Origin of the sequence: Streptococcus infantis (assembly GCF_047463635.1) — a bacterium.
Classification (GTDB): domain Bacteria; phylum Bacillota; class Bacilli; order Lactobacillales; family Streptococcaceae; genus Streptococcus; species Streptococcus infantis_W.
Map to the genome: position 1 here is coordinate 20,720 of NZ_JASHDL010000006.1, position 23,536 is coordinate 44,255.

Below are 23,536 nucleotides of genomic sequence, written 5' to 3' on the forward strand. Positions count from 1 at the left end.
ATATGACAGAACAAGAATCAAGAAGTGGGAAAAGTCGTAGAGAACGTGTTGAATTTGCACGTTCTAGAGATATTTTGGATGTTGCAAACGAGCTCCAGATGGAGCTGGTTCGTTCTGGACGAGACTATCGATGGAAAGAACATGATAGCCTAGTTATTTCACCTGATAAGAATTTATGGAAATGGTTTTCTAGAAATACAGGTGGAGATGCGATTTCTTTGGTTGAGACAATAAAGGAAGTAGATTTTAACCAATCGGTAGATTTTTTAAATGATGGAAATTTTAAAGAGTTTCAAATGGTTGAAAGGCCTCAAGAGGATTTTAAATACTATCTTGAGAAATACGAGCAGCCGTTATCAGCTGGACGAGACTACTTACGAAATCAACGTGGGCTATCCGATGAAACGATTGATTATTTTTTGGAACAGGGCGTTTTAGCCCAAGCTAATGCCAAACTTGACTACTTTGCGGAAGGTAATAGCGGAAATTCAACAAATGCGATTGAGCCAGTCATTGTATTCAAGTCCCTTTCTTCTTCAGGTGAAGTTGTTGGTGCCTCTTTACAAGGAATACAGGAAAATTGGGAGAAGTGGCCAAAACATGGATATGCTAAAGTGATTATGAAAAACTCCGATCCTATGACAGGTATTCATGTTGATATTGGCAATCCAAAACGATTGATTTTCACTGAGAGTCCAATTGATTTAATGTCCTACTATGAATTGCACAAGGATAGTCTTCAGAACGTCAGATTGGTTTCTATGGATGGTTTGAAAGAATCGACTATTGGCCGTCATCTATCTCAAATTCAAGCTGAAATTTCAGGACAACCACTAAGATGGACACCTGAACAAATGGCAGACGGACTTCAAGTGGCTATTGATCATCACTTTTTTGAAGATGGGAAAAATGCGGATTTAATCACCTTAGCTTTAGATAATGATAAAGCAGGTAGAACATTCATTCAAGAATTGGAAGCAAAAGGAGCCGTTATCAATTCGGATCTACCAGAACTGAGACCAGGGCAAGATAAAACGGACTGGAATGATGTTCTAAAGAGTCAGCATGAAGAAAAATCTGATAATCGGAAATCAGAATATGAAGAAATAGCTGAAGCAACTTTATCAGAATCAAGTCACTTTCCTGATACCAGCCACCTTTCTCCTGAAGATGCGGAGTGGCTTAAAGAAAATTGGAACAATATTTCTTTCTCTGTTCAGTCAACTAGACCCTCTGAAACAGATCTAGCTGCGGAAGAAAAGCATTCTCCAGGCAATCAAGAGTCTATTAGGAATATAGAGGAGAATGCTGAAAGATTGATGAGCTACGAAGAGGTAAAGCAGGAAAACGAAGCATTAACTAAGAGATTAAATAATCGGATTCAATCTGGAGAATTATCAATCGAATTTGCACCAGATTTCTATCTGTATGATGTCTTTGCGAAGTTAGGAAATAGCCATCCTACTAAATACCTCAACGCTAAACGAATGGAAGTATTGTCTCCTATTCATTCACTTTTAACCTCTATTGATGATCGAACGGTTGATTTATACAAGAAAAAAGGGACTTCTGAGCAGGATTCTTTGTATCAAGCATTGAAACCTCATCAGAGAACTTTGGGAGTAGATATTTCAACCCAGTTTATTGGTGAACTTGCAATAGCAGCCTACAATAGTAACAAGCAGATAGAAAGCCTTTCAAGTGACAGTTTTGGCGTCTATTTTGGTGAAAGAACCCTTGATAATCTATCACAATCGATTGAGCGAATGCTGGAGTATCCATTGATTGAATCGGGTAAAAGAGATTTTACCTATGGTTTTGTGGTAACTCCAAATACATTGTTCCACTATCTGGAAGGGCAAGAGGGAGAAGTGGTTTTAAATCATGAATTGTTGGATAACTTGATGTCACGTCTTGAGACTCATCCTATTAAGATAATGGAGACTTCAGAAGAAAAAGCCCCTGAGAAATCTCAAGAGCTAGATGTGATTTTGGAGCAACAAAAAAATGAGAGGACCAGTGGTAGTCTGGGGTCTTTACAGCCCGAAGCTGAAGGCAGTCCCACACCCGTACCAAAAGTTGGCACCTTTGAACGCTCTGTTACCAGTCGTCCTACGACATCCTCTCATTTACTTTATTTTACCATAAATGAAGAGTTTCAGTCAAGTAATGATGGCTACTATCACTCTATTTCCTTGGATGAATTAACTAAATTAAATCGTCCAATCCGTAGACTAGCTTTGCAAAATGCAGCACAATATTATTTGGATGAGTTGGCAAACTCAAAGATTTATTATGTTACCCCTGATAAGACTGTACAAGTGCATTTTGAAGAAAAGCACTTCATGCACCTAACAGGAATTAAGCCAATTGCATTAGGGCAGACACCTGAGAAAACTTTACATGATTTTGCAGAAGGAAATGGGCATTTTGACAATATTTTATTGGCTAATAATGATGCGGCTTTTGACAAACTAAAGGTCTTATCAGATCTTTCAGTCGCAACAGAAAGTACTTCGTTCTATTTTGATGATTTAACTAATCTTAGGCGATATGGTGGACGTTTTGATAGTCTTATAAAGTCTGATGATAAAGATATTATCTTGCTATTCAAAGAGTTAGAGGAAGAAAACTATATTCCAATATCAGTTTTTAAGTCTCGGACAAAAATTACCAAGGAACTAGATACGGTAGATAAAACACCTATTCTTGGTGTGTTCCGTGAACGTGATGGCCAGATTGAACAGCTATCGATTAATGATGAATATGTTAAAGATGGTGGCGAGGAAATGTTATCTATCTTAAAAAATAAGAAGTATGAGGAGGTTTCTGATGAACCTGAACTACCAGCTCCAGAGAACACACTGAATAAAACCTCACTTGATTCAGCTACCTTTACTCAAGTCTTAGATACTGTCTATAATTTAGGTGTGCCAGGTGACATTTCAAAAACTCCAGAAGAATTTCATCAAGCCTGGAATCAGTATCTTGACTATGCGAAACAGTACAATGATAAATTTGATCAGATTGTTGCTGCAGCTGGGAAAGATCATCTCCTAGATACAAATTCAGATTTTTATAAAGAATGGACACAAGATCATATTTATAAGGAGAACTACCATGTACGCCTTCAATGGTCTGAGGATCGCCCAGGTGGCCCGAAATTGCCATTTAAAGAGACAGAGCTGATATCTTATCAAGATTTTGCTAGGGAGCTATATAAGGCCAATCAGGACTTTTATCCAATTCATCAAGAAGGAATAAAATAAATAACAGCAGGCAATACTGAAGGCTATATCCCTCCTACCAAAATTAAGTTTGATGTTTATGCTCCAGGTGGTGAATTGATTAAGGAGGGAATTCGTTATGATATTGGAGATGAGACTACACCAATTTCACAAATGCTAGGGTTAGGATATCGTCGACTCAACGGTCAATCTGAACTAGCATCGATGGATGAAGAAATTCTTTCTCAGCTGGAAAATAGAGTGGTGAATAAGGAAATTTCCCTGGAAGCGAATGAATCAGCTCGATTGATAGAAGAAGGAGAGGGTCAAACTCCTGATACAAGAAAAACGGTAGCTTTTCAATCTTCTAAGCAAGAAACTAAAACTAATTTGCTTCAGCGTGTAGAGGAGATTCTGAAAGAGGAATCTATTTCGGATTTGGAAACCCCTGAAGTAAACTCAAGTAGTATTGATTATGCTACTTTAACGCCTCATGAATTGAGTGAAGTTGCTTTTCAAAAAGTGAGGGAGTACACAGAAACACCAGAACGGTTAGAAGAGTATCTGAATTTTATGAGTAAGTTTCCAGAACTTTCTCCTAGAAATGTAGCTTTGATTCAGGAACAGTGGCCAGGAGCGAGTGCAGTCGCAACCTATAATCAATGGCAATCGATGGGGGAAGTTCTTGGGATTACTTCAGATCAGGTATTTGAAACTAGAAATACCTATACCAATAAAAAAACAGGTCGAACAAGAGAAGTTGTCCATAACAATCTTTCGGTTAAGACAGGAGAAAAATCACATATTACCTTGTTTAGACCTATGATGGTTGAAATGATTCCTGTATTGGATGAAAATGGGAACCAGGTAAAAAATGGAAAAGGCAATCCAAAATATAAAAGACTTTCTGAAGCGACACCTGAAGAAAAGGTTTTAAAGAAAGAAGGAAAATTGAAATCTCGCTTCTTCCAAGAAAGAGATTCAAATACAGGCTTAGCTAAATTCGCTACGTATAAAGTATTTGAGTTGTCCCAAACAACCTTGAAGCCTGAATTTTATCCCAAAGCGATGCCAAATCGTCACTATAACTTTAATATGGATCATATTCGTACAAAAGAGGTGCTTGAAGGACTTTCAGACTATGCTAAGAATATTGGGGTAACAATCTATCAAGACGATGCAAAAGAGTTGAGGAGTGCGAAAGGAGCTTTTTATCCAGATGAACAAAAGATACTTTTGAATCCAGATAATACTCCTGGAGAAGTCGTTGCAACCACTATTCACGAGTTGGCGCATGCTAGTCTACATAATCCTAAATTTGCTAATTCGTATAAGGAGGATGTCTCAAAAGATCGTAGAGAACTTGAAGCTGAGATGACAAGTTATCTCGTATCTAAGCATTTTGGCTTAGATACCTCTGAGAAAGCCATTCGCTATATGGCAATTTGGACTGATAATTTGACATCTCTTGATGATCAACAACTAGCGCAATCTATGAAACGGATTCATGGAACAGTATCAAAGATTGTAAAAAGTGTTGAACAACATACAAAACCTTACCAGTTAAACAGACAGGTGGTACAGAATCAAAATTTTATCCAAAGCCCAAAGAAGGGGCTTAAAGTCTAGAAAGAGTGCTCTTTTTGAGCCTCTTTTTTGTGTAAAAAGTTATATAACTTTTTGTGTTGTTTTTTGATATGAACTCGTTGTATTCTGTGTCAATGTCCCTTTACAAAATATTTTTTAATTATAGATTACAATGACAGAAAATGAAGTAGAAGGAGAATGATATGGTTATAGTTGTTCTGGCTGAAAAAGAGAAACAGGCAGAAGCTTACGCTACAGCTTTGGGACAATTTAGAAAAAAGAAAGGTGTCTATGTCATTAGGCAGTCACCCTATTTTCCAGTTGAAGTACATGTGGTGGCTGCTGAAGGGCACCTATTTGAATATAGTGAACCAGACAATTGGTCGCTTGATAAATTACCTCTTACAAATGTTTCATTTAAGCAACATCTGAAAGAGGACAAGGATTCGAGAGAAAAATTTAAGAGAATCTATGATGAAGTGGTAGCAGCGGATCAAGTGATTATTGGGACGGATGCTGATAGAGAAGGAGAGCGGATTGCGTACTCTATTTTATCGCATATACCAGGAGGCAAGGAGAAAATTTGGAAACGTCTTTGGGCAAGCTCCATGACAAAGAAAACTCTTCAAAAAGCTTTTCAGGAATTGAAGGAACCTTCAGAAACCTATAATTACTATTTAGAAGCTGAAGCACGTGCACAAAGCGATTGGTTGGTAGGCATGAATTTATCACCTCTTGCAACGATTGATCTTCAAGCAAGAGGGCAACTCCCTCGAACAAAAGGTAGCCATCTATCTGTTGGCCGAGTTCAAACACCAGCGGTCAGACTAGTTTGTGAGAATGATTTAGAGATTCGCAACTTTACTCCAGAAAAATATTGGAAGCTTCAGTTGGAGGATAAGAAAAATGGGGTATTTTTCACCACAAAAGACAAAACTAAGGATAGTGAGGCTATTTTAGCCTCTTCAAGGGGATTATCAACCACCTCTGTTATTTCTTCAGTTGAGGTAGAAAATCATCAGAAATCAGCTCCACAATTATTTACCTTGTCTGCATTACAAAGTTTTGCAGCAAGTGCTTGGAAATTTGACTCAGATAAAACAGAGAGCATTGTTGAGGGACTGTATTTGGAAGGATTTCTATCCTATCCACGACCAGATTCAGAATACATCAATCAATTTGAGTTTAACGATTTAAAAGAAAATCTATCTGCCTATCAAAAAGCTATTAATTGTCATTTTCAGCCAGCGTTTTTGGAGCCTAGAGAAGATTATGTCAATGATGAAAAAGTATCTGGTACAAGCCACTCAGCCTTGATTCCGACTGAAAGAATTCCAAACCTTTCAAATTTAAAAACTGACCAACGACTGATTTATGAAGCAGTTGTGAAGCAGGCAATCTTGATGTTTGCGGATGATTGTTATTATTCAACCAAAACAATTGAAGTAGAAAATAATGGTCTTGTTTTTAAAACAAAGGGTAGAACGCTTCATAAATTAGGATGGGCTGAATGGAGTTCACGAAAGGTACGAGGTCCAGTTGAAGTTCCTGATTATCAAGTGGGAGATAAAATTGATACGCAGGTTCAGATTGTAGGGGGTGAAACGAAACCACCTAAAAGACTAACTGAAAGCCAATTGATTGGCCAAATATTTCCTAAATATGGCTTGGGAACACAAGCCACTAGAGGAGAAATCATTAAAAAAATTCAAAGTAAGGGTTATGTTGTTAAAGATAAAAAAACAGGTCAACTAACTCCCACCAATAAGGCCTATCTACTTATCAATTATCTCTATGACAATGAATTCTCTGATCCAGAGACAACAGGAGGCTGGGAAATGTTTCTATCTCAGATTGGAGAAGGGACAATCAATCCACGAGAATTTGTGGATGCGATAAAAGATAAGCTCACTCTTCAAATCAAGGAAGTAAAAGAAAGAGGTGACTAAGTGTGACTACTGAAGAAAAGAAAAAAACACCCTATTTAGATCGTTATACAGAAAATTTGACAGAAAAAGTTTCAAAAAAAGCGGAAGATTATCAGGTGTACGGACGTGATAAAGAAGTAGAAGCTGTTCAGACCACTCTTCTCAGGCGAACTAAGAATAATCCTATTTTGGTAGGAGAAGCTGGAGTTGGAAAAACAGCTATTGTTGAAGGATTTGCTTTAGCCATTTTAAGAAACCAGGTATCTCCAAAATTAAAAAATTTGACCGTGCGTTCTCTGGAACTATCTAGCTTAATGTCAGATGAGGATGGAGGATTTATTGTTAAGTTTAAAAAAATTATTGAGGAGATGGTAGAAACCAAAGGAGAGAATCTTCTCTTTATTGATGAATTTCATACTATTGTTGGTGCTGGTGGTTCAGATAAGGGCGCTTTAGATGCTGGAAATATTGTAAAGCCAGTTTTGTCACGTGGTGAGATGCAATTGATTGGCGCAACTACTTTAGATGAATTTCATGAGTATGTCGAACAGGATCGAGCGCTAGAGCGAAGGATGCAGCCAATTATAGTTGAGGAGCCAACAACTACTCAAGCGATTGAAATTCTTGAACAAGCTAAAACTATTTATGAAAAATTTCACCAGGTGTCTATTAGTTCCGATGCTGTAAAACAAGCTGTACTTCTATCTGTTCGCTACATACCTGATCAATTTTTACCTGATAAAGCCTTCGACTTAATAGATGAAGCAGCGACAATTTGTTCTACAAATGGGTTAGGCCATGTAGGTAAGCAAGAAATTGCAGAGGTGCTGAAAAATAAAACAGGTATTCCTGTCACGACGATTTTAAAAGGTGACAAGGAAAGGCTAGATGGTTTAAAAGAAAAGCTGTCACGACGTGTTAAAGGCCAAGATGAGGCTGTAGAAGCTGTTGTGAACGCTATAACTGTTGCACAAGCTGGCTTACAGGATCAAAGAAAGCCCTTGTCTTCCTTCATGTTTTTAGGAACTTCAGGAGTTGGGAAAACAGAGCTTGCCCTGGCATTGGCAGAGGGGATGTTTGATGATGAGGATGCAATCATTCGCTTTGATATGTCTGAGTATAAACAAAAGGGAGATATCACAAAGCTGATTGGCGATCGTCAAACTAGAACGAAAGGTCAATTGACTGAGAAGATTAAACAGAAACCTTATAGCGTTATTCTGATCGACGAGGTGGAGAAAGCACACTCGGAAGTTGTAGATTTATTTTTGCAGGTGCTTGATGCAGGACGTTTGACTGATTCAACTGGAAGGCAAGTGAGCTTTAAGAATACGATTGTCATTATTACTACGAATATTGGTTCTCAAAAAATTATTAAGCAGTACGAATTGAAAGGGAATTTTAAAAAGCTAACCGATAGGGATAAAATTCAGTTTGAAAAGAGCATGACGTTGGAATTGGAGACTAAATTCCGACCAGAATTTCTCAATCGAATTGAATATAAATTGATTTTTAACATGTTAGACGAGGAAGTGAATAAGGAAATTATTGTCAAACAGCTATCAGAAATTCAAGAAAGAATGAAGAATAAAAAGTTGACTCTCTCTTACGAAGAAAGTTTGGTTACTTATTTATTGGATGTAGGAACAAATATAAAGGACGGTGCACGACCACTTGAAAGAGTGATTAAGCATAAAGTACTTCCTTTAATTTCTAAAGAGTTTCTGAACTTATCTGATCCCAACCAAGAGTATCATTTCCATCTTTGGGTAGAAGGTGATGCACCAGATGAGTATCACCGTGAAGACAAAAGAAAAATATTATTCGAGGTCGAAGCTGAAAATACGTCATTTGGTGAAGCTTTATTTTCTTAAAACTCACCTTGAAAAAAATGATTGTCCCTTTAAAAAATTTTTTTCAATTATCTATTATACTAACGTTGTCAAAAAAACAAAGGAGGATTTCTATGAAAAATTATTTGACAAGACAAATTCAGCAAGTAAAAACAAAATCACAGATGTTTTTATTGAGCCTTTCCCTATTCCTAACAGGATCTACAGTGTATGCGGACGATCCATTTGTTAAGTCGGATAACTTGGCAAAACAAGGAATTACAAAAGTTCAGCTAGTCAGTGTTGCGCTATTTGGTCTAGCTGCCGTTGTCACCTCGCTCATTTATGCGTTTGGTGGACGTGAGTTAAAAGCCTCAATGAAAAAACATTGGGTATCAATTGCAATTGCAATTATTGGTGTTTCAGCAGGACCAAGTATCATTGAATGGATTTTTGATTTCGTGAAAAGTTAAGGGGTGGTGATTTATGGCTTTTTCACTCTTTAATAAAGGTCGCTGTACGATTACAGATGATCTATTTCTAGAAATTACCTGGGAAGATGGAAGAGGTCCAGAGGATGATAGTGAGTTACTTGCTATCATCGAGGGATTGGATCATCTTTCTGATTTTTCTCAGCCGATTTCAAAAAGTTTGCCCTACCTAACATTTCACCAGGCGGAGTTGTTATTTAGAGAGTTGAAACAGATGTATGGTCAGTTTCAGCTGAAAAAAGTTGCCATCGCCCATCTGGAAGGGAAAAGCGTGGTAACAGAAGGAGAGGTTTATGCTAGTCCGTTCCTTATTACTGAAGACTATGAAAACCTCTTGCTTCCCCTTATTCAAGCGATACTTACTCGCTCTGAATTTGTGAATTATAGCTATCAAGAAAAGAGGGAGTATTTTGAGAATCAGATTTATCCTGTATATAAACAAAGTTTGGGATTATCCGATTCTTCTCTTCCTCTTTTCCCAGCTGAAGGTGAGACGGCGACTCTTTCACAACTAAATCGTCCGTCACATGTTCTAAAAGTAGGAGGTCAAACAGCTGTTGCCCCTCCTATAACTCAAAAGCAGTCAGTTTCTCTGAAGAAATTTTATCTATTCTTAGGTGTTTTGGGAGTGTTATCAGTAATAAATATCATTTGTGTATTTATGGCTTTTACTCAACTATCCAACCAGTCAGAAAAAGTAAATTTCTTATACCAAGAACAAAAAAATACTCAACTTATCATTTCAACAAAGAATGAAGTTGATGTATTTAGCCGTTATTTCTTACCTTCTTATTACTCGGGCAAAAAAGAAAACCTAGTAGATTTTCTTTCTGAAGGTGATGCAAAATTTACCAAACCAAAAGAAGGGATTTTACAGTCCGTTATTTTAGAGAAATTGAATTATGATTCAGAAACTCAAAAATATACGGTTTCCTATATCCTGTCTGTCAAAAGAGGGGATAAATTATCTAGCGTTAGATTAACTTTTGATGTAAAAGCTTCTGATTCTTCAAAATATGGATTTGTTGTAGAAACAGAACCAAAAGAATCAAATTATCTTAAAAATTAGAAAAGGAAAAATCAAAATGAACAAGAAAAATGTATTAGCTGCACTAGCACTTTCAACTATCGCACTTGCACAAGCTGGTTATGTATCAGCAGACGAGCTTGCACCAATTGATTCTTCTGCTCCAGCAACAGAAGTCGTTACGCCAACAACACCTAGTGCTTCAACAGAAACAGAGGCACCAGCAACTCAGCCAACAGAGCCTTCAGTTACTCCAGTTGACCCAACAACACCAAGCGTACAAGACAAAGACAACGCAGGAAGTCTTGACGGGGCACCAACAGATAAACCAGCAACTTCTGAACAGCCACAGGACAAGGATAATGCAGGTAGCCTTGATGGTGTACCAACACCATCAGATAAACCACAAGACAAAGACAACGCAGGAAGTCTTGACGGAGTGACAACAGATAAACCAGCACCTTCAGACAAGCCACAGGACAAGGATAATGCAGGTAGCCTTGATGGTGTACCAGCTGAAAAGCCAAAAACAACTGATCAAGCGAACCAGCAAGGGAAGTCACAAATTGGAACTACTTCAACTTCAACAGGTCAAGTAGTGCATGACGTGACAAAAGAACCAGTTGAAACGAATACAGGAGCTTCAATTGTTAGCACGCAAAACGGAAACGTAGTCCTTTCAAATGGATCTGTAGTAGCTCCTGAAGAGATCGGTGGTACTGTTAACGAAGATAAGACTATCTCTGTTACTGATAAAGAAGGCAAACTTAAAACACTTCCAAACACTGGAACTGCAGAAAGCATTCTAGGTACTATTGGGGCTATGTTGTTGACGGCAGTAGGTTATTTCTACAAGAAGAAACTATTTTAATTAAGTGAAGGAGAAAGAAAAATGACAGAAAAAACACAAGGACACGGATATTTCCGTAAGAAAAAATGGGCTAAAGGCCTAGTATCAGGAATTGCAGTTGCAGGTATTGTAGCCTTCTCTGCAGGTTCAGCATTTGCGGATGAAGCAGTTCAGCCTGAAAGCAAAAACGACAATAACATTTATGCTACACAAGCTGGTAAAGCAACAGGAAGCCAGTCTGTAGCGATTGATAATGGAGCAGTTACAAAGGCTGCTGAAAAAGCAAAAGAAGCAGGGGTGAACGTTTCTGAAACTCAGATTGTTGATAAGGGAACAGATACCACTGCTCCAAAACTTGAACAGTCTAAGTCTGAGATTAAACAAGATCAGGACAAGCAAGTCAAGGAACTTGAAGAAGCGACTACAAAACAAGTTGAAAACAATACAGCCTTCAAGGAAGCGCAAAAAGCTATTCAAGCTAACAATCAATTTGTAGCTGATGAAAAAGCCAAGCATGAAGGGGAAACAACTGTCACAGTGACGAATGACAGTTCGACTGCTACAGATGGTTCAGCAGACAAAAACAAGAAAGCTACTCAAACAGCTAAACAGGTCTTGTCAGATAACCAACAAGCCGTAACAAAATACCAAGATGAAAAATCTAAGTATGATGCTACTGTTGAACAAGCTACTGCTCTAAACAAAGCGGTAGAAAGCGCATCTGAACAGCTGAAGAAAGAAAAGGTTGACGTTAAAGTCGTTACACGTACGGTCTCTTCAGTCGCAGAAGTAGAAGCATTGAAGAAACAAAATGACCAGGCTATTGCGACTGCAAAAGGCAAAGTGGAGCTTAACAAAGCCCTCATGGCTGCCTACACAGAGAAGAAGAATGCTAGTGATCAAGTCAACCAAGATGCTGATCGCAAATCAGCGGATTTGAAAAAATCTGGTGTACTTTTAACTTCTAAAACACAGGAAGTTTCTTCAGCTGATGAAGCTAAGCAAATTGGGAAACAAAACCAAGCAGCTTATGACAAGGCTAAGAAATTACAAGCGGACTGGCAGAAGAAATACAATGAACTTCAATCTAAAACAAGTACGGAAGGGTACACAAAAGAGGTTGTCTTACAGGCTCTCAGTCTTGCTTCGGCCAATCCAAATGCTAACGTAAAATCTAGTGCTTCTGGCGCTAAAGAATTGACTACAAGCTATGTCGCTTCTTCAAGTGGAAATTCTGGATATGGTCGCATTCTTGATTCTACCAAAGTCTTGAAATATCAGGATGTTGGAAATGGTTGGAAAACGGAAATTGACTATACTGGTTTGAAAGGGGTGACCGTTTCAACCGCAGATGGTCAAAAACATGATATTTCTCGTATCCACCGTAAGTTTGAGATCATCAACCAAGGTGAAACTGGTCTAATTGACGTTTATGTCTTGAATGATCCTACTGAAGGATTTGTAGCTGCACGAAACGACGGAATTGGGACAACTTATGACTATATGCGTTTCAGAGTCACAGATACCTACTACTACAAGGTGGATGGGAAAGAAGTGGCCTTTAATGCTTCAGAAAAGACTCCAGCAGCCCTTACTTATTCATCACTGAACTACAACAAGATTGGATGGGAAGGTGCAGGAGCTGTCAATGGTAAAAACGTTGAGATTAACGGTTCAACTGTAACCTACCACAAAAATGATGGTTATAACTATGCTGATGATTACAATACAGTGGAAAATGTTGGCGTAACGTGGGATACTTCTGACTCGCCTTACCAATACAAGGGAGCAGCGCTTGGTGTCTTTAAAGAAGGAACAGCCTTCTCGACTGATTTTACTCAATGGGATGGTTACGCAGAGTCAGGTGGTCAAACTTACTGGTTTGCTTTGAATACGAAGGTTGTAGCGCCAGTTGTTGAAGTTCCAGCCACTGCAACTATCACAAAAACAACCGTGAAGCCAGTTAAGCCGGAACCTGTATCAGCTGAATTGGTAAAAGCGAAGAATCCAGTTAAGCCAACCTTGGCTCTTAAAACTCTTTCTGAAACCAAAAATCAGAAATTATCTGCAAGCTATCACGGCTACAAATTGCAGTATAAGCCAGTTGTCCGCAAATCTGTAGCAGATACAGATAAGACCAATACAAACGGTCAAACCGTAGCTAAAAATGCTACTCAGCTTTATACATTGCATCATGACAATATTTATGCGAACCTTAAAAAAGGGGATAAGATCACCATCATTGATCCGCTTGAAGCTGGAGCAGTTCCTGATGTTGCTGTTACAAAGGCAGCTGCAGAGAAAGCAGGATGGGACGTTGCCTATGATGCAGGAAAGAATACGTATACCTTTACTGCAACCTACGAAGGGAAGCGTCTAGCAGCTCCTGTGATTACCTGGAAGCCAATCTATGATAAGGGCTTCTATGACAACACTTATAAAGTGTTAGTGAATAAATACGAGGTGTACTCAAACACTGTTACCAACAACACACCGAAACCACCAAAACCAGTCAAAGCTGTTCTGGATCGCTCTGGTAAGGATATCAATGGTGCGACAACATTTGACCGCAACGTGACCTTCCGCTTGATGACTGATTATAGCCCATACACCAAAACTCTTGCTTCAGCGCAAGCACTTGGTAAGAAGTTTGGAATCCTGGATGATGTTCAAGATGGTGCATTCTCAGTTTATCAAGGCAATATCAAAATGACTGCAGCAGGTCAAGACGTGAAAAATCTCTTTGATATGTATCACGTGCTTTCAGACAAAGGACGTACCGATGCAATCAATAAAATCCTGAAGGAATTGAACCTGCAACCTAGAGGAGAGTTCTATCTCTGGGTAGCGAAGGATTCTAAGAGTTTTTATCACAATTACGTGAAGCAAAATAAAAACGTGACGATTGATCTTCCAGCTAAACTCCTGGTTAAAGCAGGGGAGAAAGTCAAGAATGACTTTAAACAAATTGACTTTGGTAATAGTTATCAGTCAAATCTTGTAACAGTTGAAGTTCCAAATGTTAAGCCAGAAAAACATGTACTTGATAGAACTGGTAAGAAAGTACTTGATGGCAAAGAAGTTCAGCTAGGTGATTTTGTTCAGTACCTTCTTGATGGAGTAACTGTTCCAGAAAAACATGATACATTGTACCAATATGACGGTTTGGATAAGCTTGATACTAAGCATGACCGATATACTGGTAATTGGAAGGGTATCATCAAGGGTACAGAATACACAGCAGAAAAAGAGCTTGTGTTACCTTATGATGTGACATTGAAAAATGGTAAGGTTATCAAGGCAGGCGATAAGATTGCCAAAGGTAGCTCTTATGCCTTTACCTTTGAGTTCAACCAAGATACCAATTCAGAGTTTATCAAGAAACTTGTGACTGTTAAGTGGGATGCCAAAGGTGGGCAATGGTCTTACGTTATCAATCAAGACTTCCTAAACTCTTTAGGAGTCAAAGGTAGCTTCGATGCGGACTTCTACATCGAAGTAGAGCGTATTGAAACTGGTGATAAGATTGAGAATACTTTCATCAATATTGTCAATAAACAAGAAATGACTGCCAAGGTTATTACACGTACACCAGAGCCACCTAAACCAAAACACCCAGAAAAACATGCGCTTGATAAAACAGGTCAGAAAGTTCTTGATGGCAAAGAAGTCCAGCTAGGTGAATTGATTCAGTACCTTCTTGATGGTGCAACTATTCCAGAAAGACATCATACGTTGTACCAATATGACGGTGTGGACAAGCTTGATACTAAGCATGACCGATATACTGGTAATTGGAAGGGTATCGTTAAGGGAACAGAATATACTGCTGAAAAAGATCTAACGTTGCCTTACGATGTTATCCTTAAGGATGGTAAAGTGATTAAGGCAGGAGATAAGATTTCCAAAGGTAGCTCTTATGCCTTTACATTTGAGTTCAACCAAGATACTAATTCAGAGTTCATCAAGAAACTTGTGACTGTTAAGTGGGATGCCAAAGGTGGTCAATGGTCTTACGTTATCAACCAGGACTTCCTAAACTCTTTAGGAGTCAAAGGTAGCTTCGATGCGGACTTCTACATCGAAGTAGAGCGTATTGCAGCTGGAGAAGTTGAGAATACTTTTGTCAATATTGTCAATGGACAAGAAATGACTGCCAAGGTAACAACCCACACTCCACCAAAACCTGAAGAACCTGGAAAACCAAATCCTCAACCATCACTTCCAAATACAGGATCAGCAGCAAGTATGCTTCCAGTTGTGGGAATGATTTTGGGATTATTGAGTCTTGCAGGCCTTCGTAAGTCGAAAGAAAACTAATTTGACGAACTAAAATGAAAGATGACCACAAGCTGGGATATAACTCTCTTGTGGTCTTTATTGAAAGGAGAAAAAATGCAAGTATTTATTGCTTCTGGACGTGTTGCATTCATCCCAAGCGATGCAGTAGGTCAAACTAAAAATGGTCATGCCAGTTTCAAATTTGAGTTTGTTTGTGATTCAAGTATGAATGATGATACAAATAAACCAATTTCTAGTTTTTTCCATGTACAAGTCTATGGAAAACAAGCAGAATTGATGGCTCAGAGTCTATCAAAAGGCTCTCCGATCCTCTTAAAAGGAGAAATTATCCAACGACCATATAATGATGAACAAGGTCAACATCGGACGTATCAGTTTATTTCCCCAAACCAACAAGGAGGAATCACTTTCCTTGAAAATAAGGAAGCATCTAATCGACGTAAGCAGGAACAACAGGGATTTTCTCAGCCGATACCAAGTTCTATTCCTACATCCTATCCTGAACCAATGGATGCGGATTCCCCATTCTAAAGGGATTGAAAGCATACAAGAACACTTGTATGCTTTTTTATTGTCTATTTATTGCATAAAAAGTTATATAACTTTTTATACAATAATATCTTTTGTCCCTTTAACAAAGAATTTGATATTATCCTTTAGAATAGAGGGGAATTAAGAGATAATAAGAAAGGAGTGCAACAATGGCAAGACAAAAATACAATTATCTGTCTGATGAATTGATTGCAGAATCTCTTCAGGTGACCAATTACTTAGAACAAAGTCGATCCAGTCGATTGAATGTTCTTCAGTTGGATGGAGAGAAATGGTTGGAAAACTATTTTAACCGTTATGAGAAAGCCTCTCCAAGGCTACAGTTTCACATATTTCTCTTTTCGAGCTTCTATACTCGAAAAATGGAATGGTTTTTGGAAGGTGTAAGGGGGTAGTAGTTTGTTTGAGTTATTTGAAGTAGTATTTTATACCCTTATCCAATTGATTCGAGCCAGTTGGATCAATACCTTACTTTTTTTAGGAGTCGCAGGTTATTACCTCTTCAGACTCTTTCAACCTTACTTCTTAAGGCAGTATCAGCGGTTACTAAAAAGCAAGAGTTTTCTTCAGCAGATTTTTAAAAGAAGTTGGAAAGGTCGCAATGCGATTGATTGGGAACAGGTATGGAAGCAATCAGCCAGAGGGCTGTTCAAATGGGTAAAGTTATTGATTCCAAAAATCATTGCGCTTGTCTCCCTCATTCTTTGGAATATTCTCTTTCGAATTCTTTATATGATTCCCTTTGTAAAACGGGAACGGAAACGTTTTGATAAAGAAATGAAACCCATTCTTTATTTTAAAAGTTACCGTAGTTTTGTTTATATGGGATTAGGTTTTAGCTTTATTGCTTTTATCTTAACCAATTACCTGGTTACTGTTTTGAGGGCTACAATCCGCTTTCTCTATTTTAGTATATGGTCGTTTAAAGATGCTAGTAAGGCCGTAAACTTTGACTTAAACAGCCTCTTATTTCAAAGTTTATTGAACGCTAAAGTCTTCTTGATAGCACCGATTTTAGCATTTCCAATCTTTTTACTGGGATTAGTTATCGCCTGGAAATCTGCCTGGGTGAACTTCGAGCAGTTTCGAGACTATAACAACAATGAAGAAGGAGATGACCGTTTTGTGACGATTGATGAAATTCGTCGTCAATACAAAAAGATCCCCAATAAAGATTTAACTTATCCAGGTGAAGGTGGAGCTCCTGTACTTCATGAACTGACTCATGATTTAGCAGGACAAACACTGAGAACTCAAATGTTATGGCAAAATAGAAAAATGAGCCGATACGTGACAAATGCGGAGCGGATTTTAGGCACGTTAGCTTTTCCTTCTGGATATTATTACATTGAAGATAAGCCGACGAATCTGTTAGGAATTGGGATGACTCGTTCAGGTAAGGGTGAAGGTCATATTACTCCAGCAATTGAAATCAACAGTCGTGCTGAATTGCAGCCATCGATGGTACTAGCAGACCCGAAAGGGGAACATTATCAAGCCTCCTACAAACTCATGAGGCAACGTGACTATGATGTCAATGTTCTTTCTTTCCAAAATATGGATTGGTCTATGTCTTTCAATCCGCTAGCTCTAGCCATCGCTGCCGCAAAGAAGGGCTACTATGAGAAGACTCAAACCTATGTCAATGCAGTCGCAGAATCCATTTATCCGAAACAAAAAGGTGGAGAGAAGGGGAATGCTGAATACTTCCGTAAGTCATCTATATCCCTGTTTAATGCTCTTACAATGGCTTTGATGGATCGAGCTAATGAAACCTATCAAAATGGTGAAGACGATGCCTGGGATACCATTACGATCCCTAACGTTGCGAAATTCTTGGCGACAATGGGGTCTGAAGAAGTCTTTGTAGATGGTGCTGGAGAAATCGTCGAGAATCCAAGCAGAGAACAACAAGTGTCGAAAAAGTCAAAAATCACAGTCTATTTTGATAATTTGAGACAAGTCAATCAACAACAATTCTCGAAATTTAGACAAATGGCTGATATCGAATTTCGTGCTTCAGACTTTGGTGGTGATGAGACTAAAGGGAATGTCTACTCTAGCATGATGACAGGAATCAACCTGTTCTTGCAAGACAACGTGGCCAAACTGACTTCTAAAAATTCTATTGATTTAGAGTCTGTTGGCTTCCCACGTCGATTGTCTGTCAAGTTGAGATCAAGCACCAATAGCCAACTTAAAAATGAGTTCAAGCACAAAACTGCTAAAGTAACGATTACAGGATTGAAGAAGTGGGGGAAAGTCGAAAAGAAAGTCGATTATATAAAGCAAGCGACGGCTTTAGTTGACGGGGAAGGCTATCTGACATATGCCATTGAGCCTAAACTTCCAGATCAGTTTACGGTAACGATTGATTTCAATCATAAGAACAATGGGCATTCCCCTGTTCGAGATCAAATCTTTCAATTTTCAGCTGAAAAAGTCTATCGAAGAAACGGAGATAGTCTGGAACTAGATGAGTATAGCAAGAAGCCGATTTTAGATCATATCGATATAACCGTCCTTAAGAATAAAGAAGATACTAAAAATCTTCTTCAGGAGTCGGATATTGAACTGGTCTATTCAGATAAACCGAAAGTCATCTACCTGGTAACACCGCCAAACCGAACAGAGTATAATGGTATTGTTTCGTTATTTTTAGATCAGCTATTCAATGCTAACTATGAGCTTGCTCTCTCAAGTGGTCGTAAATGTATTAATCGGATTCTCCATATCTTAGATGAGTTTACAAATATCCCTGCGATTCCTCACATGGATACAAAAATATCTATTGGATTGGGACAAAACATTCTCTATTACCTATGGATTCAAAATCTGGAGCAATTGGATGATAAATACGGCCAAAATGTTGCTCGAACCATTATGGACAACTGTTCATTGAAGGTTTATGTTAAAACAACATCTTCAGATACCAATAAGAAATTTAGTGCTGACCTGGGTACACGTACCATCACCAGAAGACGGCGCTCCAGCAATATCTTGGACGAAGCCAATCCAAATGTAGCTGTCGAGAATCCAAAACAAGAGTTGTTGACACCAACACAATTGGCCAAGCTCCAGGAAGGAGAAGCGGTTATCTTACGTGGAGTCAAGGGACGGGATAATGCTGGACGTAAGGTGACAACGGATCCAATCTTCGCACATGATAAGAACAGCTTCCCTTACAAGTACATGTTTTTACAAGAGGAGTTTGATACATCGATGACTCTTGCGGATATTCCAGTCGAAAGTGCGCACCGTGAGCTAGAACTTCAGGAGATCGCAGTTGATGCAGGTACAGCCTTCAACAACATCATAGACTGGAGGCAACGTTTGACTATGCCTCTCCTCAGCAACAATGGGGAAACTCCTAAACTATCAGGTCGTCATAGTAAAGGACAAAAGGTACAATCCCAATCATTTACATCTACAGATGAACTATTCCAGGCGGCTGTAGCTAGTGTCATTCACGGTGACTATGATTATTATGATGATGGAGACGACTTCTTTGCGGATGAAGTTATCTAAAAAGATATACAATAAGTTATATAAACACTTGCAAGAAAAAAAGCTGTTTGCTATAATAAAATAAACAATGGTTAGGAGATAAATGATGAAAGCAAAGTACTTTTTAAGAATTGTTTTAGTAGGTTTAGCCTTGATTATACTTGGAGCTTGTGGTCAAAAATCACCTGATTCTATTGCTAAAAATGTGCTAAAAGATAGCTATACAGGCTTTTCACAAGAAGATGGTTATGAGAGTCTTGATTTTAAAGGTGGAGTAGGAACTACCTTAAAATTTGATAAAGAAAAGCGAACTATTTCAAATAACGACGGTGAAAGTATTAACTACAGTGTGCTTTCAGAAGAACAAGTAAAGTCGATTCCAGCCTCTTTCAGGGGAACTATTGTTAGTTTAGAAAGTCAACTGAAAGGAAAAGACACTTTTACAATCGCTGTTGATTATAGGGATATAGGTAAGCCTGAAGAAGCAGAGGCTTATTATCAAGTCGTCTTGACTGAGGGGGGTAAAAAAATCCGAATCATTGAGCTACGTCGTGGCTATAAAGAAGACAATGCTTTCTATGATTTTAATGGAGCCGCAGATTAATTTACAAAAGTCTCAATTACTTGAGGCTTTTTTTGTTGTCAGAATTTCATTGTCCCTTTAAAAATGATTTTGCCATTATCGAATATGATAGGGGTATCTTAGAAAGAAAGAAGGTACCTTTAGTGCACTATCAAACCTTTTCAGATTTGGTGAATGAGGTCAAGAATCTCAATGGTGAAATCACAGGCGAGAATGCAAAAAAGCTGGCGGAATTCTATTCCTATTGGAATAACTATTTAGAACCGACTCCTGCATTTATGGCATTTCTAGCCTATTTGCCAGGAGGGATTGCCAAGGCTCTTTATCAAATCACTTCCAGCCTAGAACATGTTTTTAATAATATGTTCAAGCTCTTTGGGCTTTTCGGTTATCTGGGCGACCAGAAGACGATTATAGGCCAGTTCTTTTACTGGTTTCAGTTATTGGGGACGTCTTTGTTCACCCTGATTTTGGTTGTGTCGGCTGTCGCTGGAGTTTTTACAAAGCCAGTCAAATACAAAGGGGTCATCACGAATTTCCTTTTGGTAACGGCTGTAACTGCCGTATTGCCACTAGCTTTGACCACTATCTCAACAGCGGTGGCACAGGATGCCATGTCTATCCAGACGGTCTCCAGTGAAGCGCCATCTGGTAGCCAACCGATTTCTTCCTTGGCTCTTCAGCCCATGAAAAATAATGTAGTAGACTTAAAAGTCTTGATCTACAAAGATTTTTCTACGGAGCTGTTTCCAATGGATAATTATGGCTATATCAAGCCTGTTCAGGAGGGTTCTACCCCTGTCAATAATATCACGGATAATTCTGACCAACGTGATACGACTGATTTTGCGACCAAGATTGATTTTGGGGCAAACTATGGTACGACAAATCCAAAAATGTTAGATGATATACAGAAAAACGACAAAATAGCAGGGATTAAGGGCTTGTTCCTCCATAAGTTGAATTCTAATAACACTGGAGTTGAAAGCATTACAGAACACCGCCTCATTAATCAATTGAGTGCTTTTGAATCTGTTTATATGCGCTATAAAGTCAACTGGATAGGGATGTTTCTTCAGTACATTATCCTTGTTGTTCTCTTGGTCAGCATGATCATTAAGCTCGTCAAATCAGTTTTTGATATTCTGATTGAAGCAATGATTTCTCCGATTCTTGGTTATAGCTCCCTATCAAACTCAAAGAAATACAAAGAGTTGTTAAGAACGATTGGTGGTGCCTTCGCAGGAATTTTCTTTGAAGTTATCATTATGCGTGTAACACTTGAGATTTTCAGAGATTTGCCAATCCTATCTGTTTCAGCAGTATCTAAGCTTTCTGGCGGATTCTTTGATGGGCTGAACATGTGGGAACAGTGTCTCGCAGCTGCCTTTGTCTATGTGGGGGTATTCTTTGCAGCTATGCAAGGAGTGGCCATGATCGAGCGCTGGCTTGGAGTTTCAACGGGTCATAGTGAAACAGCTCAACAACTGCTCGGAGCTATGATGATGGGCAATGCCTTTGCGGCTGGAGCAGGAGGTGTCTTTAATGGGGGTATGGCGCTTGGTCAATTTGGTATGGATATGGCTAAAAAAGCTCCAGATGCCCTGTCTAAAGGAAGTCAGATTCTGGGGAATAGCCTTGCAAGAACTGGAGGTGGTATTCAAGGTGCTTTGAACTCTGTAAAAGACCAGGGCTTGATGAATGCGGCCAAAGGTGGTGTAAGTAATATGGTTGATTTAGCAGAATGGAAAGCATTTGAAGCCATGCAAAATACGAAAGGTGCAGTTGGCAATGCTTTAAATAACTTGGATGATAAAGCCGCCTCTGCTCAAAATGCGACCTATAACGCTTTGAAAAACGATGCGGTTCCTGGAATTGATCAATTTGGACCAGTTGACATTCCTGAGCCACCAATCGATCCAGGAACAACGGATGCACCTATTGTTGATTCAACTCCTTCAGCTGAAGAAATAGGGTCCCCAATTCAAGATCCACCACTTCAAACTGAAGGAGCGGAGCCACCAATTAAAGAGTCAACTCATCCAACTGGAGGAACGGAGCCACCAACCCAAGATTCATCTCAATCAGTTGTAGAATCGACACAAGCACCGAAACAACCAGACTCTTCTCAACAAAAATTTCAACAGAGTATGAGTCAAATGAATTACATGAACCAACAGATGCAACAAGCAGGACAGCGTATGCAGGGAGGACGTCATATCACAGGTGCTGAAAGTCCTGAAGAGGAGGAATAGGATGAATTATGGATTTAACAGGGAAGAATATTGTTATCACAGGAAGCTTACGTCCTCTAACTCGAGAAGAAGCCATACGATTTTTAGAAAGTAAAGGGGCTGTCGTGCAAAACTATGTGTCTTCTAGGACAGATATATTGGTTGTAGGACACAAGCAGTTGAATCTTTTTGATCCAGATAAAAGTTCTAAGAAGCATGATGCAGCGCTTAGAAGACTATCAGAAGGCCAATTGATTACTTTTCTTTCTGAAGAATCATTCTTTGATTTAGTTAAGAAGTCTCAAGATTGAGACTTCTTTTATTGTACAAAAAGAATATAACTTTTTGTGTAATTACTTCCTGAAAGATAATGGCAAAAATGCTATTGTCCCTTTAAAAGATATTTTCGTTTATTCATTATAATGTGAGTATCAAAACAAATATAAAGGAGAAATTAATGTACGGTGAAAAATACGGTGTACCTAGAGATATCTATGCCAAAATCAAGATTATAGGGCTTCTTATCCTAGATATTGCTTTTGTAGGAATTACTGGAGTAATCGCTTTGAGCGTTGGCTTAAAAATCTTTCCTAAAAGCCAGTGGATACAGATGTTCGCATTCATTTTGTTGACACCAGTTATGAGTTTATATCTTGTATTGCCTGCCAACGGTGGCAAAAAGAATTGGCACAGCATGTTTCTCTTCTTCAGACGAAGAAGAAAACGTTATATTAGCTTGAATTATATCAGAAGGAGAAAACCATAATGGCGATTAAACAAATTCAACCCTCAAAAAACGAGAAACGCCCTCTGGGACGTATTCAAGAAACAAAGAAACAAACGCAGGAATATTTTGATTTACATTCTTGCGTTGAGTTGTTAGATGTAAAATCAATCATTCCGAACAGCCAGGCTTATATCCAGTTAGTTGATTATGGCTACTTGCAGCTGATGGAGATACCAGGTAAAGATTTAGGATCGATGTCTTACAACGAAGTTATGAGAACCATTGAAAATTTTGAAACCTGGTTGACTCGATTTGGACCGAATATCCAAGTGGAGACGACAACTTTGCCAACAAATACAGACACTCAAATTTCAGATTTGCGTCATCATTTGGATTTAGTGCGACAAGATATGTCCAAGTTATCAGTAAATGATAGACGTTTTTTACAACTCAAGGATCGTGAAATTTGGCTTCAAAGCCAAATTAAAGTTGAAGAAAGCATCCGACAAGAAGTTTATAATACAGAGTTTATACTGTGGCTATTTGCACCTACAACAAGCGAATTGGACGAATTGGTTCGTAAGGCAAAAACCTATGGAAATAATGATTTTGTTCCACAAGATATCAGCTACAGGAAGAAAATTCAGATTATAAAGCAATATAACAATATGAATGAGAAAGTGTAGGAG

At 38.6% G+C, this 23,536-nt stretch carries 14 protein-coding genes and 1 pseudogene; all 15 read left to right on the top strand.

What is annotated here, in order from left to right; all coding sequences use genetic code 11:
• Positions 1-2 precede the first annotated feature (2 nt).
• The 15 genes and pseudogenes from QM867_RS05020 to QM867_RS05090 all read left to right on the top strand — a co-directional run bounded on the left by QM867_RS05020 (position 3) and on the right by QM867_RS05090 (position 23,533).
• Positions 3-4,856, top strand: a pseudogene (locus QM867_RS05020) (PBECR4 domain-containing protein).
• Between the two features lie 161 nt (positions 4,857-5,017).
• A complete protein-coding gene (locus tag QM867_RS05025) occupies positions 5,018-6,763 on the top strand; it encodes a type IA DNA topoisomerase (RefSeq protein WP_414315274.1) in 1,746 nt (581 codons plus the stop codon).
• Between the two features lie 2 nt (positions 6,764-6,765).
• The gene (locus QM867_RS05030; protein WP_414315275.1) at positions 6,766-8,616 is read left to right on the top strand and encodes an AAA family ATPase; all 1,851 of its coding nucleotides are present in this window, start codon (positions 6,766-6,768) and stop codon (positions 8,614-8,616) included.
• Between the two features lie 92 nt (positions 8,617-8,708).
• Positions 8,709-9,047, top strand: coding sequence for a hypothetical protein (locus QM867_RS05035; RefSeq protein ID WP_006152148.1), 339 nt, complete (start codon positions 8,709-8,711; stop codon positions 9,045-9,047).
• Positions 9,048-9,060: 13 nt separating this feature from the next.
• Complete coding sequence (locus QM867_RS05040) at positions 9,061-10,134, top strand: hypothetical protein (protein ID WP_414315276.1); 1,074 nt, start codon at positions 9,061-9,063, stop codon at positions 10,132-10,134.
• A 16-nt stretch (positions 10,135-10,150) separates the two neighbouring features.
• Complete coding sequence (locus tag QM867_RS05045; protein WP_414315277.1) at positions 10,151-10,963, top strand: LPXTG cell wall anchor domain-containing protein; 813 nt, start codon at positions 10,151-10,153, stop codon at positions 10,961-10,963.
• Between the two features lie 21 nt (positions 10,964-10,984).
• Positions 10,985-15,262 carry an SspB-related isopeptide-forming adhesin gene (locus QM867_RS05050; protein ID WP_414315278.1) on the top strand — a complete coding sequence of 1,426 codons (4,278 nt, stop codon included), beginning with the start codon at positions 10,985-10,987 and terminating at the stop codon, positions 15,260-15,262.
• A gap of 75 nt (positions 15,263-15,337) precedes the next feature.
• On the top strand, positions 15,338-15,775 hold the full coding sequence (locus QM867_RS05055) for a single-stranded DNA-binding protein (protein ID WP_001195795.1): 438 nt from the start codon (positions 15,338-15,340) through the stop codon (positions 15,773-15,775).
• A gap of 170 nt (positions 15,776-15,945) precedes the next feature.
• A complete protein-coding gene (locus QM867_RS05060; RefSeq protein ID WP_000113750.1) occupies positions 15,946-16,191 on the top strand; it encodes a hypothetical protein in 246 nt (81 codons plus the stop codon).
• A gap of 4 nt (positions 16,192-16,195) precedes the next feature.
• Positions 16,196-19,324, top strand: coding sequence for a VirD4-like conjugal transfer protein, CD1115 family (locus QM867_RS05065; RefSeq protein WP_033584665.1), 3,129 nt, complete (start codon positions 16,196-16,198; stop codon positions 19,322-19,324).
• 82 nt (positions 19,325-19,406) lie between these two features.
• Positions 19,407-19,907 carry a lipoprotein gene (locus QM867_RS05070; RefSeq protein WP_301392047.1) on the top strand — a complete coding sequence of 167 codons (501 nt, stop codon included), beginning with the start codon at positions 19,407-19,409 and terminating at the stop codon, positions 19,905-19,907.
• A gap of 122 nt (positions 19,908-20,029) precedes the next feature.
• Entirely contained in the window at positions 20,030-22,141 is a 2,112-nt protein-coding gene (locus tag QM867_RS05075; RefSeq protein WP_414315298.1) for a pLS20_p028 family conjugation system transmembrane protein, read from the top strand.
• Between the two features lie 8 nt (positions 22,142-22,149).
• Positions 22,150-22,431 (top strand): BRCT domain-containing protein, encoded by a 282-nt coding sequence (locus QM867_RS05080; protein ID WP_006151897.1) that lies wholly within the window; start codon positions 22,150-22,152, stop codon positions 22,429-22,431.
• Between the two features lie 146 nt (positions 22,432-22,577).
• Entirely contained in the window at positions 22,578-22,886 is a 309-nt protein-coding gene (locus QM867_RS05085) for a DUF5592 family protein (protein ID WP_006154524.1), read from the top strand.
• Complete coding sequence (locus tag QM867_RS05090; RefSeq protein WP_006154580.1) at positions 22,886-23,533, top strand: hypothetical protein; 648 nt, start codon at positions 22,886-22,888, stop codon at positions 23,531-23,533. The genes QM867_RS05085 and QM867_RS05090 overlap by 1 nt, the downstream gene beginning before the upstream one ends.
• Positions 23,534-23,536: the final 3 nt, after the last annotated feature.